Raw genomic sequence first — 12,226 nt, 5'->3', positions numbered from 1 at the left:
GGCGTTCTGGAAACGATGGACGGGATACCACACCCGCAGCCGCGCAGAAGCCAGGATGCGCTGCCTCAAGGCCTTCGGCGAGCGCATCGCCGCGAGAGACCCAGATAGCCAAACCGCTGAAATCCACATCCGCGTCGCACTCATCAACCGCTTCAATGCCCTCGGCACCGCCGAGATCGTCCGCGTGGCCTGAACCTGAAGGGGAAAGGGGAAGTCACGCCTCAAGACGCCTTTCTGCAACAATGCCGTTCGGATCGCAAAGGTCTTCAGGTCGCTGTAGGAATGCAGCATTTTTTCCTCCCGTCTGGTTTGCTTTCGCTATCAACGCTATGAGGAGCCGTTCGTTCCCGCGCCGGGCAACCGGATCGGAACCACCGGCGGAATACGCAACACAGCGCTGCTTCGGGCGGACTGCTGTGCCTTTGAACTTTTTCGCAAATTTTCTGCCGGATGCCGCCCGAACTTGCCAGCAGCGTGACTGGAGGCGGTTAGCGCGGCAGTTCCCGGATGGCGCCGCAGATCCGGCCGCCCGCATCGCTCACGAGGATCACGTCCGGATCGCAAGCCGCTGCCAGCGCATTCAGTTCGGCTTCGCAGTCAGTTGTCCTGCAAATTGCATAGGAGGTATCCGCAAGGTTTCCGGCCAATTCGCCTGACAGATCCGGGAACTCCACGATATAGGCTTTCAGCCTGCCGACGGAAATCTTTCCGACGACATCTGCGTTGTCCACAAGGACGATCAGACTTTCATCGCCATAGTCTTCTGCGTAAAGCTGCCGCATGATGGCTGCGGCAGACCAGTCAGCGCGCAGAACGTGGCAAGGGGTGTCGATGAGGTTTTTCGCCGTTCGATTGGGCATCTGTCCAGCTCCTTGCGTGGTGTGGGACAGTGCATAAACGCTGGCTGGACCTGTTCTGCTCCCTACATGCAAGCTTGGAGGCATGGCAAATAATGCCATTATTGTATTGTGCGATTTGGAGTGGTTTTAGTAAGATGGTGAAAGTTAGTTTCATCAAATCAATGTGTTAGGTGGCAACTATCCGAGACAGACTGCCGGATAGCGCATAAAGTCAGGCCATGGCCTGTACTGAAAAATATGAGAAAGCACTCTCCAATGCCGATCGTGAAAGCCGTGAAGAGTTTAATGACGCGCTGGTGCAGGAAATGCCGCATCTTAAGCGTTACGCGCTGTCTATGGTCAAGGACACATGGCAGGCAGACGATCTGGTCCAGGACTGCATGTTACGTGCAATGCGCAAACGGCACCAATATCATCCCGGGACCCACCGGCGCCGTTGGCTGTTTACGATCTTGCGCAACCTGTACCTAGACTGGCGTCGGCAATGCACCCGCCAAGGACCCCATGTGGCCCTCAAGGAATGTCAGACGGATACGAGGCGGCGCACTCCTCAGGATGACTGGATGGCTCTGGTCGATTTGCGCCGGTCACTCAAAAGGTTGCGGTCTTGCGAACGGGAGGTATTGTTCCTGAACGCCTTTTCGCGGCTAAGCCAAAGGGACATAGCATACCGGTTGGGGATCGCCGAAGGGACAGTCCGGAGCCGATTGTCGCGCGCACGCTCCGCTCTGACCGGCTGAGCAGTAGCTCAAATTCTTGAAGCAGTTGCAAAAAAAAGAAAATACTCTCCATCCCTGAAGAGAAGAAGACCTGCAAACTTCATACCCAGATTTTTTTCGAACGCTGAGATGTTGCTGGATGACTTTTCAATACTGGTTCTGTTCGCGATGTTTTTTGCGGCAACAGTGGTCGTCGCCATTGCTGGTGTCAGCCTGACCGAGAAAGCCGACCGGCTCGCGGATCAGACCGGTATGGGAGAAGCAATTGCAGGTGCGGTGCTTTTGGGGATTGCAACTTCTCTGTCGGGTAGCGTCGTTTCCATCACGGCAGCCGCGGATGGCCAGGCATCGCTGGCATTTTCCAACGCGGTGGGCGGAATCGCTGCCCAAACCGCCTTTCTGGCCATAGCCGATCTTTTTTATCGCCGGGCCAATCTCGAACACGCTTCCGCCGATCCGGCGAACCTCTTCCAGGTCGGGCTTTTGACGCTTTTGCTAGGTCTGCCACTCGCCGCCTACGCTGGTCCGGCCATTAGTATTTTTGGCCTCCATCCAGTCACGGTCATCCTTCCAGCCGTCTATCTGTTCGGCGTTCGGATCGGCGCGCATGTGCGGGACGCACCAATGTGGAAACCGGTTTCAACCTCGCAAACCCGGCCGGAAACTCCTGATGAAGGTAGAGTTGCAGTCGCCGCGCTTTTTCCCTTGGCGCTGCGTTTCACGGCTCTCGCAGTTGTTCTCGCGCTTGCCGGCTGGGTCATTTCCAAATGCGGCGTGCAGATCTCCACGCGTCTCGGGATTTCAGCAACGGCCGTGGGTGCCCTCATGACCGCAGTTGCAACCTCTTTGCCAGAACTTACCACGACGCTTGCAGCGGTTCGCCGGGGGGCACTGCAGCTCGCGGTCGGCGGCATCATTGGCGGAAACAGTTTCGATGTACTCTTTCTGAGCGCTGCGGATGCCAGCTACCGTAACGGGTCGCTCTACCACGCGATAGCCCGCGCCGATCTGTTCTGGTTTGCCGTTGGCCTTATATTGAATAGTATACTTGTTATCGGCCTGATCGTCCGGCAAAAGGAAGGCCCCGCCAGGATTGGCGTTGAAAGCATGCTTATCCTGTTTGTTTATTTAGGTGCTGTGTTTGTGCAGGTATTGATGCGCTGACAGCATCGGCCACCCTTGCCGGTGCCGTGCGATAACCCAGAGCGCGGGAAACTCCGGCATGGGCCGGGGGCGCGTTCGGCAGCGCATTGCTGCTGGTCACACCCGCACTCCTGACTAGTCCTGTCAGCATTGAGAGTAATTGTGCGCGGCAGAACGAATTTCGCGTTCAGCATTCACATGAACCCTTCCAGCCACTCCGCCAATGTTTCGGTGTTTGTACAGCTTGGAAACTGGCTTCGCCTGGGAAACGCTGTTCTTCGCACCTGCGGGCAGAAAAAGACGGCGTCCAGAAATCAGCGGGCATCCTGGAACGGGATCGAAGGGCAAAAATTCTGGCCGAACTATGCATAGTCCTCACAAAGCTTTTGATTGATTTGCCTGGCCCGCTCTACCAAATCAGCAACTGATTTTTCATCGTCGTCGCCGACCGCAATTTTTTGGGCATCGTCCGCCCAGTTCTTAATCTCGGCTTCGATCTGGTCTAGCTTTTGGCCTGCGGCACTGTCTGTTTGCCGTGTCCTCACCTGTTCCCCCTGACGTTCCGTGAGCGCTGAGCAGAGCTCTGAAAATAGTTGCTCCAGTCTGGAATTTTGAAGTTGCATCGTAGCCTCCTTCGCTTGTGCTCAATTGATAAACGTATGCGGAGGCCGGTTTGTTCCGTTCGCCCAAAATTGGCTCAGATGAAGAAATTTGCACTTGACGAAGGTCATCAGAGTGCTGTCCCGCCCCACATCGTAGCGCGTATTCCTTGCTGCAAGATCTTGCACATTTCACAGTGGGGAGTGCGTTTCGCAATGTGCGCTACAAATTCATTTCTCAAATCGTTGGGCGTGGAGATCTACGCTTCGGGTCACGGGCGTTGGCCGGATGAAGCCAAGGCCTGGGCGGTGGTGGATACCTCAAGGCCACCCTCGAAGCCATCGCTGCAGGTCACCCTGCCAGACGGCTCGACGAACCCCTCCCCTGAAACTTCCCACCGTCAAGCTGATCCCGCGTGAGGTGGGGCAACGCTTACTCAGAAAGCGGGACTCCCTTCGGTTTGCGCCCAAGTGCTGCGGGCTCTTACTGGTTACGCGATGACGCTTCCGGCACGATCAGCACCGCACAACCGACGCCATCTAGCACACGGGTCGATGACGGATTGGAAAGTATTTTTTTGAACCATGACCGGTTGTGTGCCCCCATGACCAATAGATCCGCTGGCCATTGTGTCGCGTATTTGATGATTTCGTCTTCCAGAACCCCCCTGCGCACAACATGTTTGCTCTCGCCCAGGGGCTCAAAGCTATCCAGAAGATGCCGCCCCGCTGATTTCGCCTTCGCCACTTCGGCTTTCGCGATTTTCTCTCGGTGGTCCAATGGGATATTCGGATCGACGGCTGGAAGGAGGGCGATATCACTTACTTCCTCAGGCACATGCGAGACAACAGTCAGGAAGCGGATGCTGCTGTTTGCTTCATGGGAAAATTCAACAGCAGTGGACAAGATTTCATCCACCAGCGTGTCACCGGTCTCAAGAGCAACCAGAATGCGGCGGTAGGGAAACTGGTTCGCGTTACCGACTTTTGTGGTCGCGTCATCGGCCAGTTCTTCATCAATGGCCAGCAATGCACTTTTGATCTCCTTCAGAGAATGCGTGCCCGTGTCCTCGGCCATCCCCTCCGCCGTTGCAACCGACTCGAGTTTGGCGTCGAGCGACATCGATTTCAGAACTCGCTTCTTCTCTTCCTCACTCAGGCTCTCATCGCCAAGCACTTCTTCCGGCGAGTCATAGTGCCTAGTCGCATGTACGATCTTCTCCTTGTGGTCGACGCTCATTTGCTCCTCCGTCATAACGGACTGCGTGCAGACAAGCGGGTTCTGCAGATGCGGCATGCGTCGGAAATACCTTGGCGCATAGGCATCCCGCACTTTACAGTCCTCTGCTCCAGACTGCTTTGAGAAAGCGCTCTGCAGGCAGTCTTTGATCTTACATCAACGCTTCCCAGTGGAATTTGTTCCATCGTTGACCCAATGAGAAGGTGAAATGGTCATCACCGCCGCGGCTTGCCGCTGACCATCTGGTCGTGCTGGCACCATTGTTCGGGGAAAGGCTTTCCGGCTCTCTGGGCAATGCGGTCGACATCATTGCCGTCATCGCCACCATCCTTGGCACGGCGCTGATGCCGGGGCTCGGTGTTGAACAGTTCGTCTCCGTTGCCCCCTTCGTTGGACTGTTCCTCGCCCACATCTCAAAGGGCCGCACCATCCGCGAAATTGCGATCGGCGCAGTCATGCGCCTTCTGCGAGCTAAACAAACAGACCCGGAGCCTGATCGACGTCAGCTTCCCTGATGGCTAGCTTCAGGCTGCGTCCCGATGGGAAGTACACGCGAAGCAGCAAAGTTCCCTCTCTTCCGCCGTCAGTGATCTGTGTCCATGCAACTTGATCCCTGTTCACCCTGACGTCGTAGCTTTTAATGACCGGTCTGACGGTTCAGCTGCAACGGAGCGGTGAGCGTGCCGCGCATGCGAACGGATGCTGCGTCAGCAAAAGCCCGGAAGGGCAACGGCGGCAAAGTCCGGCGTCTCGTTTGTCCGACCTGGCTGCAGCGAAGGGGCGGTTTGAACTTCGCCAATTTCCACGAACCTGAAAGACTGTAAACGGCAATGCGCGGCGCTGTCGAAAATCCCGCGCTATGGGAGCGATGGTTTTCTGGTAAGCGGTGCAAAGACCCCATGTTTCAATAAAATAAGGGGTTTGAGATACTGGCGCCACCTGAAGAAAGGAGGTGGTGATGCTGGATGGAATGATGCCGGAAGAGGTGAAGGTGTGGGGGTTCACGATCCCCGTTTCCTCATCCGGGCGGCGAAAATGGCCTGACGCGCTCCGCGCTAAGGCCGTTAAAAAGATCCTGGCTGGAGCCGGAATCCGCGAGACGGCTGAGGAGATTGGCGCCAACAAATCTCTGGTTGCTCTCTGGGTTAAGAAGGCCGGCGCTTCCGGGATGAGCCCAGCTTTTGTTGAGGTCGTTGCTCCGGCGGCCCAGCGGTCGGCCGTGCCTCCTCACGAAAATGGTCCGGAGGCAGCAAACAGCACCTCATGCCGGATCTGTATCGGAGCGGCAGCCATCGAGATACCCCCTGGCTATCCTGCCGACCACCTGGTGGAAGTGTTGCGTGCCGTGAGGGCAGCACAATGATTTCTCCTGCCAGCAACTTCCGGATTTATCTTGCCTCGGAGCCGGTCGATTTCCGCAAGGGTATGGACGGGCTTGCCGCCTGTGTGGCTAACAGCTTTGAGCTCGATCCTTATTCCGGGGCGATTTACGTGTTCCGCTCCCGGCGCGCCGACCGGTTGAAGATTCTGGTCTGGGATGGTTCAGGCCTTGTGCTGATCATGAAACGGCTGAATGGCAAGCGCTTCACCTGGCCGAAACCGCAAGCCGGGCCTGTCACTTTGAGCAAAGTCCAGTTCGACGCCCTGTTCGAAGGGATCGATTGGACCCAGGTGGCAGCATCAAACAGCCGCAAGCCAGTCTTCCTGTAAACCCAACAGTCAGTTCCTTGTTGAGCGGCCGGAGCGGTTTCGGCCAACAACCCAACTTTGCCATAGGTCTTACCCTGATGCCCCGCATCCCCTTCATCGAAGCCCGGTTTTTCAACCCGGATGACACCACCTACACTCTGGAGAAACGGTTCGTGCAGCACCTTCGCGACCTGCGAAGCCGGGAGCAGCCAGATACCAGCGCTGGTGCAGAGCGCGCAGACATCAGTGAAAAGGCTGCAAGGCGCCGCCACGCCACCAGCCCCAGCGAACAGGAAAGAGCGCGGATCAAACGCCGTGCAGACCTTCTTATCGAGCGCCGGAAGGCGGCTTCCGGCATGGGGCATCTCACCCGGGAGCACCGGGATCGGCTTGCTGTGCTGCGTGATGGGGTCAGGCTGGTTGCGATTACTACTGAACACCAGGCTGATGAACTGGCGGCTGAACTGCACGGGGAAATGCCCTGGATGGCTTCGGCGACGGAAACAGTGTGGCAAGCGATGCGCCGGTCCGTACGCGAAGGGTGGCCGGGCCTGCGGCTGCCGCCCATGCTGCTGGATGGGCCGCCCGGTGTCGGTAAGAGCCACTGGGCGCGGCGTCTCGGGCAGCTGCTCACAGTCCCAACGGCCGTTGTTGAAGCTACCAGCGAGAACGCGTCGTTCGGCGTTGTCGGGTCGCAGCGGGGCTGGGGCAGTGCGTATCCGGGGCGCGTGCTGGAAACCATTCTGCAGGCGGGGGTAGCAAACCCGATCCTTGTCGTGGATGAAGTGGAAAAGGCCGGGAAGGCTACGTCCAATAAGGGCCATACTTTTGGTCTGGCTGAGGCGCTCTTGCCGTTGCTCGAACCCATGACTGCCAAACGCTGGAATTGCCCTTACTACCAGGTGAAATTCGACATGAGCTGGGTGGGCTGGGTGCTGACGTCCAACAATTACCGCCTGTTGCCTGAACCGCTTCTCAGCAGATGCCCGCCTGTCCGGTTGCGCGAGCTCACGCCCACGGAGTTAAATGATTTTGTGCGGCGGGAAGGCGCTAAGCGGCATCTCTCGGCCATCGCGGTCCAAACTGTTACCGAAGCTGTTGATCACGCTTATCAACATGGGATGCGCATCGACCTGCGGATTGCATCCCGACTGCTCCAGCGCGCTGAAGACCTGGAACGTCAACCTGTCTGGCATTGACACCGTGAAACTTCAGCGTTGCACTGAAATTGGATGTTGGAGCTTTCTTTGGCTCATTCGTTTGGCTCAAGGGGTGCATTACGCAGGAAGCGCCTTTGCAAACTCAGCCTCTTGAGACGTCCCCTCGGCGCTTCGCTCTGCGAATTTCCAAAACGGAAGCTGACGTTTGCCGCAGGCGCATCGTCAAACCATCATCGAAACGTTGCAGCGCGGGCGATACCGGCATTCTGTTTTAGGAACTTTGCAAAGGAAGGCTGTTGAAAATATTACGCTCCTGCACAAAATGAGAATAATCGTATATCAAGGCTAAGATTTCGCACAGACTGTTACACCTTGGCGAAGCGCCTGCATCTGCCTTGTTAGAAATCAGTTAAAGGAAAACAGTTACAAAATTTTCTAGCGGAAGGGGGCAGAATCTGCCATGAGCTAGTCGGCGATGCCATAGCGGTTTTGCAAACTTAAACCGACCCAAGGTCAATCCGCTCCTGAAAATCTTTAAGGGTGAAGAAATAAAGTCATGTTTCCAATCAGGCACACAAACCACGTCATCGACACCCGCGCGGTACGAAAAGTGATAAGTCAATTGGATGAGAACTGGCTCATCCGAGGACTTGAGGAGCGAGATTATGGCGTCGATCTTGCATTTGAGATATTTCGAGATCAACTGCCCACCGGCGAAACCGGCCTTATTCAAGTCAAGGGAGCCAAAAAATCATTCAAAAAGTCGGCCAACCTATCCTTTCCGACCAAAACAATCGAATATGCACTATTGTTCCCGCAACCTTTTTTTGTGTTTCATGTCTCACTGAAAGATAATTCGATTCGCTATGTATGGCTCCAACGTTATGCACGTCTGATTCTTGACGCGAATGACAAAGGATGGCGCGAGCAAAAAACTGTCACTATCAAATTTCCAGAAGAAAACAATTTCAAAGATGGGCAACGCAAGATTGAGGGGTTCTTGAAACAGAGCATCTGCCGAGACGAGGCGATTAAAGTTAAGTTCACGCTTGATGAAATTTATCAAATTTGGCACCACCAGAAAGCTTTCATAAATCAATGTTCCATCGAATTTATTGAGTCTCGACTGGAAGAGTTGGAGCAATGCAGCCGCTTTTGGAAAGAATACCCCTTGACGAATGCCAAATTCAGCCATGCGAAAAAAGATCTGTCTGATATGAAATCTAACGCCATCTCCTTCAATGGTGCGGATCAAGATCAACTGGAATACGCCAACACTGATCACATGAAGAGTTTTGATAAGTTTTTGACCGAAATCCAGGCCGCATATCAGGTGTTTACAGAACATGCTGTCGGAGACGCCTTTTTAGATGAAAGCCTAGGTCACTTCCCGTATTAGTTTCAGGATTGATAGACAATAAATGGCGTTGCTGCGAGGGCGATGGCAGAGAGAACTACCTTGGGGCGGTGGACATGGCGGATCGCGACGCGCATCCAGTCCTTAAGACTGCAGCACATGACTTCGATGCGGCTGCGCCGCTTGTATCTAGGGTTGTCGTATTTGTCCGGGGTCTTGCATAGCTTTCGGTCAGGGGTGAAGGCGCGTACCCCTCCGTCTTTTTAACGCCTCTGTAAACAAGTCGGCCTCGTAGCCGCGACCCCCGAGCAGCCAGTTGATTACTATTGGGAGGCCACTGGGCAAAGATCGTGCTCCGGTATAGCCGCTGACTTGACTGGCGGTGACGAACAGGTCAAGCGGGAATCCCTGGTTTTTTGGGCTCAGTCATCGTCAGGACGAAGCTTTGCGAAGAGAAAGTGGGCGCGAAAGCCTGGTGAAACGGGCTTTGCAAAACTGGTCAAATTTTCCTTAGCCGCCTCACCTGAAAGATCCAATACTGCAGTGCAATGCTTGCACTGCAGCATGCGCAATTCTTGTTTCTCATTTTCAGGGTAACCCTAACGCGGTCAGATAAGGCCAAGACTTTTCCGTTCCACGATTAGCCGATTGAAACGCGACCCTCTCGCACATAACCCACAACCGTCTCCAACCTTCGAAAGACCGCCATGAATATCTTCGCCTCTACAATCTGGTTTCCCGCCAAAATGTGAGAAAAACTTCTACCCCCAGGAGTATGTAGCTTTTCAGCCAGACCGACTATCAATTCCGAAAGCTGAGTTGCCTCGGCAGCAGATGGTCTTCTGTACTCTTCGGCTGAAATCTCCAGCCAACCGTTTTCGACCATAAACTCGCGGAGTTTTTTGTACGCAGGTTTTGCGTCTGAATAGTTAGCATCAAACTTAATAATTTGCTGCTCAACCTTTTCAAATAAAGGGTCGGACCCTCGAATTGATATCTTTCCAGGTGAGGCCCACTGAACAGCTGCTAGGCTCGGCTTTGACCGGTAAGGTAATGCAGACTTGAGCGATGAAAAGAAGCCAAGATAACTTGATCCGCCTCGAAACGGTTTATCGCGGAACGCTGAAACGTATGCCGTCGGGATCGACGAAATCTGTCTACCTTCTATCTCATTCATGCATTCATGGAAAACGTAAATATCTGAGTACCGAGAATAGAATTCCTTAAACTCAGACATCCTCCACTGGCCGTCAATTGCTATTTCATGTTTTGACGGAGGAAGCTCTACAATGTCATAGGCAACATTATGGTCAGCAGCAAAAAAACCACGGTCAGGAATTACATCTTCAGGCACAGTGCCCTCAAAGGGCGTGAGCTCAATACTGGCGGAGAATATGTCAGGCCCGCTTATTTGATAGTACTCGGAGTTCTTTGCATAGACATAGACGTAGTGCAGATCTGACTTTCCAAAGAAATAGTCCGTAGTTGTTTCTTTGGAAGCAGAGACTGCGAAATAGGAGGACACCTCCCCCTGATCATCTACAAGTGCCGATGCAAAATAATACGTAGTTCCGCGTGAAGTTGTGCGCTTCAGTAAAGCCAATGCCGCAAAGCCAGCATCTACAAGCACCGTTTCGAACGATGCGCTTGTTTTCCGAACTGCTTTAGTTTGTTGGCTCATAGCTTATCAACAGTTTGAGTGATGTCTTGCGTAATGTCGTAAGCGCCCAAGCGCCAAAGATGAAGATGCCCATCCCCATCCAAACGGCTTGGACCGGCCTTCGGGCCAATGTCCAGGCACACTGCCGGTTTATTCTTGAACGGAGAAATCTTCGCCATCTTTTTTGCTCGTTCTTCATCGAACATGGAGCAAGATGCCCAGTCGCAAGGGTCCTTGCCCGGTGGACAAGGTTTACCTCTGCCGTGCTGACTGGAAAAGGCTTGTCCGTCGATTTCGGAAAGGCCTCCAGGATAGTTGACCATGACGAAACGCCAATACCCATTTCTCTGCACTTGTGTGGCGTTTCCGTTAGGGCACGCTTCAGGCAGCTCTTCTGCAAAATCAAAGTCTTCAAAGCTCATGCCATCGTGTTGCAGCCTATTAGCACCAAGCGCAACACATTTTTTCAATCACCAGGCGGCGCAATACAACCAGTGGCTCTGATACTGCACAAGTACTTGACCGTAAAAGGGCTTGTGTCGAATGCCAAACGAAGGCGACACGAACCTACCGTTTTTCTGAGTCGTGGCGGCACGCCGTGCCAAGCTATCCTGACCCAACTGCCAAGCATTTTCGACCCAAACGGGACCGTCGCGGTGATCCGCATGGAGGTCGGCAGCGCGGGACGAAACGGGCTTTCGCTGCGGTTGCGCCAATGGCTGCTGCTGTTAAGTGGCGACTGGCTTCGAATGAATGGTTGGCTCGATTGGCGTTCCATCAATTTCTGCCGCATGATGATCGAAGATCTTCACGTTAGGAGGCAACAGAGTCCCTGGCTGAGCCTCGGAAACGAATATGTGCTTACTATTGTCCGGCCCGACCTTGATCGCATCCGGACTGTCCAGCGTTCCCAGGTATATACCAATCTTGTCCGGCCACCTTTCGAAGGTCAGCGCCAATTTGGTCCCGCAATCCGAGCAGAAGTGCGCGTTGATGTTTTTGCCGCTTCCGTCAGAGGGTTGCGTGAAGACTGCAGGGGGGGCAGCGGTGAAGCTAAAGTCTTGTTTCTCAAAAACCGGCTGGATCATTCGATCAGACCCAGTCGCACGTTGGCAAAACTTGCAGTGGCAAATGGTGACCCAAAGCGGTTCGCTACCTGTGTCGTAAGTCACCTTCCCGCAAAGGCAGCTTCCAGTTAATCCAGTCGGCATGCTTTTTCTCAACCTTTTCAGTTCGTTATATACGTTAGATGCTAGTTGTTTATGATGTGCCCTGCTGCTCTCAGACACCGAATTGCCTTTTCAGTTTCTGTGGCTGGGATCAGCACATGCTCGCCGTCATAAGTGCAGACGACAAATACGCCGATGTCATTGGAGGACAGCGGCGCAATCAGCGATTGGACAATTCCAGCAGCATCAAATGGAAAGGGACCCACAGTACGCAAGCAAACCCAACCCTTTTCCGTCTGGATTTCAGCAGGAACACGATCTTCGAGGCAAACCAGGGTTGTCTCGTCATCCGAATAGATAGCAGCCTTGAATCCTGGCCCACTAACAGGCCGCTGAATTAGTCAGGCCAGTGGGACGCTGTTCTCCGTGGTGGAATGAGTTCTCTCATCGGTCTTCCGGATTGGGTGGCTGGAAGCAGGCCTGCGTCCCCCCCTCCAGCCTCATTCCGCCAGCAACCGGGGCAGCCGGGCGAGATTTCCGGCTGCGAGCGTCAGGATGAAGCGCGACCGCACCCGTTCGACGCCGCGATAGACGGTCTGGGACATGCCGCCAACGGTCTTGGCCCAGCCA

14 protein-coding genes and 3 pseudogenes are annotated in these 12,226 nt (G+C 54.4%); 8 read left to right on the top strand and 9 right to left on the bottom strand.

Annotated elements, in window-relative coordinates:
• Positions 1–193: pseudogene (locus A9D60_RS22910) on the top strand (IS5/IS1182 family transposase); the annotation flags it as partial.
• A 295-nt stretch (positions 194–488) separates the two neighbouring features.
• Here the strand turns inward: A9D60_RS22910 and A9D60_RS22905 are convergent.
• Positions 489–860 carry a hypothetical protein gene (locus A9D60_RS22905; RefSeq protein WP_065269731.1) on the bottom strand — a complete coding sequence of 124 codons (372 nt, stop codon included), beginning with the start codon at positions 858–860 and terminating at the stop codon, positions 489–491.
• A gap of 218 nt (positions 861–1,078) precedes the next feature.
• Here A9D60_RS22905 and A9D60_RS22900 point away from each other — a divergent pair, with 218 nt between their 5' ends.
• Together A9D60_RS22900 and A9D60_RS22895 are read left to right on the top strand one after the other, a co-directional pair.
• Positions 1,079–1,600, top strand: coding sequence for an RNA polymerase sigma factor (locus tag A9D60_RS22900; RefSeq protein ID WP_083194329.1), 522 nt, complete (start codon positions 1,079–1,081; stop codon positions 1,598–1,600).
• Between the two features lie 108 nt (positions 1,601–1,708).
• The gene (locus A9D60_RS22895) at positions 1,709–2,743 is read left to right on the top strand and encodes a sodium:calcium antiporter (RefSeq protein WP_065269730.1); all 1,035 of its coding nucleotides are present in this window, start codon (positions 1,709–1,711) and stop codon (positions 2,741–2,743) included.
• A 341-nt stretch (positions 2,744–3,084) separates the two neighbouring features.
• Here A9D60_RS22895 and A9D60_RS22890 read toward each other — a convergent pair whose 3' ends face one another.
• Both A9D60_RS22890 and A9D60_RS22885 read right to left on the bottom strand, forming a co-directional pair.
• The gene (locus tag A9D60_RS22890) at positions 3,085–3,345 is read right to left on the bottom strand and encodes a hypothetical protein (protein ID WP_065269729.1); all 261 of its coding nucleotides are present in this window, start codon (positions 3,343–3,345) and stop codon (positions 3,085–3,087) included.
• A gap of 460 nt (positions 3,346–3,805) precedes the next feature.
• A complete protein-coding gene (locus A9D60_RS22885; RefSeq protein ID WP_175393021.1) occupies positions 3,806–4,561 on the bottom strand; it encodes a universal stress protein in 756 nt (251 codons plus the stop codon).
• A gap of 203 nt (positions 4,562–4,764) precedes the next feature.
• Between A9D60_RS22885 and A9D60_RS27425 the strand changes: the two genes are divergently transcribed.
• The 5 genes from A9D60_RS27425 (at position 4,765) to A9D60_RS22860 (ending at position 8,809) form a co-directional block, all read left to right on the top strand.
• The gene (locus A9D60_RS27425; protein WP_368072358.1) at positions 4,765–5,076 is read left to right on the top strand and encodes a BCCT family transporter; all 312 of its coding nucleotides are present in this window, start codon (positions 4,765–4,767) and stop codon (positions 5,074–5,076) included.
• Between the two features lie 443 nt (positions 5,077–5,519).
• Complete coding sequence (locus tag A9D60_RS22875; protein ID WP_065269726.1) at positions 5,520–5,924, top strand: transposase; 405 nt, start codon at positions 5,520–5,522, stop codon at positions 5,922–5,924.
• Positions 5,921–6,271: an IS66 family insertion sequence element accessory protein TnpB gene (gene tnpB, locus A9D60_RS22870; protein WP_065269725.1), complete on the top strand. Its 351-nt coding sequence runs from the start codon at positions 5,921–5,923 to the stop codon at positions 6,269–6,271. Before A9D60_RS22875 ends, tnpB begins: the two co-directional genes overlap by 4 nt.
• A gap of 77 nt (positions 6,272–6,348) precedes the next feature.
• Complete coding sequence (locus tag A9D60_RS22865) at positions 6,349–7,449, top strand: AAA family ATPase (protein WP_065269724.1); 1,101 nt, start codon at positions 6,349–6,351, stop codon at positions 7,447–7,449.
• 517 nt (positions 7,450–7,966) lie between these two features.
• A complete protein-coding gene (locus A9D60_RS22860; protein ID WP_065269723.1) occupies positions 7,967–8,809 on the top strand; it encodes a DUF4365 domain-containing protein in 843 nt (280 codons plus the stop codon).
• A gap of 2 nt (positions 8,810–8,811) precedes the next feature.
• Here the strand turns inward: A9D60_RS22860 and A9D60_RS27140 are convergent.
• The 6 genes and pseudogenes from A9D60_RS27140 to A9D60_RS26315 all read right to left on the bottom strand — a co-directional run.
• Positions 8,812–9,181: pseudogene (locus A9D60_RS27140) on the bottom strand (IS5/IS1182 family transposase); the annotation flags it as partial.
• Between the two features lie 226 nt (positions 9,182–9,407).
• Positions 9,408–10,397 (bottom strand): hypothetical protein, encoded by a 990-nt coding sequence (locus A9D60_RS22855; protein ID WP_217492087.1) that lies wholly within the window; start codon positions 10,395–10,397, stop codon positions 9,408–9,410.
• A gap of 47 nt (positions 10,398–10,444) precedes the next feature.
• Positions 10,445–10,849 (bottom strand): hypothetical protein, encoded by a 405-nt coding sequence (locus A9D60_RS26320; RefSeq protein ID WP_141118025.1) that lies wholly within the window; start codon positions 10,847–10,849, stop codon positions 10,445–10,447.
• 306 nt (positions 10,850–11,155) lie between these two features.
• A complete protein-coding gene (locus tag A9D60_RS22850; RefSeq protein ID WP_083194327.1) occupies positions 11,156–11,638 on the bottom strand; it encodes a GFA family protein in 483 nt (160 codons plus the stop codon).
• Positions 11,639–11,679: 41 nt separating this feature from the next.
• The gene (locus tag A9D60_RS27420; protein WP_368072359.1) at positions 11,680–11,898 is read right to left on the bottom strand and encodes an ACT domain-containing protein; all 219 of its coding nucleotides are present in this window, start codon (positions 11,896–11,898) and stop codon (positions 11,680–11,682) included.
• Between the two features lie 198 nt (positions 11,899–12,096).
• Positions 12,097–12,226, bottom strand: a pseudogene (locus tag A9D60_RS26315) (IS5/IS1182 family transposase); the annotation flags it as partial.

The organism is Leisingera sp. JC1 (genome assembly GCF_001679925.1).
GTDB lineage: Bacteria > Pseudomonadota > Alphaproteobacteria > Rhodobacterales > Rhodobacteraceae > Leisingera.
Note: the sequence above shows the minus strand (reverse complement) of the source record. Positions and strands in the feature narration are given on the sequence as shown.

Coding starts and splice junctions, on each gene's coding strand:
- A9D60_RS22860 (WP_065269723.1), top strand. CDS start 7,967: ATGTTTCCAATCAGGCACACAAACCACGTCATCGACACCCGCGCGGTA.
- A9D60_RS22900 (WP_083194329.1), top strand. CDS start 1,079: ATGGCCTGTACTGAAAAATATGAGAAAGCACTCTCCAATGCCGATCGT.
- A9D60_RS22875 (WP_065269726.1), top strand. CDS start 5,520: ATGCTGGATGGAATGATGCCGGAAGAGGTGAAGGTGTGGGGGTTCACG.
- tnpB (WP_065269725.1), top strand. CDS start 5,921: ATGATTTCTCCTGCCAGCAACTTCCGGATTTATCTTGCCTCGGAGCCG.
- A9D60_RS22850 (WP_083194327.1), bottom strand. CDS start 11,638: ATGCCGACTGGATTAACTGGAAGCTGCCTTTGCGGGAAGGTGACTTAC.
- A9D60_RS22865 (WP_065269724.1), top strand. CDS start 6,349: ATGCCCCGCATCCCCTTCATCGAAGCCCGGTTTTTCAACCCGGATGAC.
- A9D60_RS22905 (WP_065269731.1), bottom strand. CDS start 860: ATGCCCAATCGAACGGCGAAAAACCTCATCGACACCCCTTGCCACGTT.
- A9D60_RS22885 (WP_175393021.1), bottom strand. CDS start 4,561: ATGAGCGTCGACCACAAGGAGAAGATCGTACATGCGACTAGGCACTAT.
- A9D60_RS22890 (WP_065269729.1), bottom strand. CDS start 3,345: ATGCAACTTCAAAATTCCAGACTGGAGCAACTATTTTCAGAGCTCTGC.
- A9D60_RS26320 (WP_141118025.1), bottom strand. CDS start 10,849: ATGAGCTTTGAAGACTTTGATTTTGCAGAAGAGCTGCCTGAAGCGTGC.
- A9D60_RS22895 (WP_065269730.1), top strand. CDS start 1,709: ATGTTGCTGGATGACTTTTCAATACTGGTTCTGTTCGCGATGTTTTTT.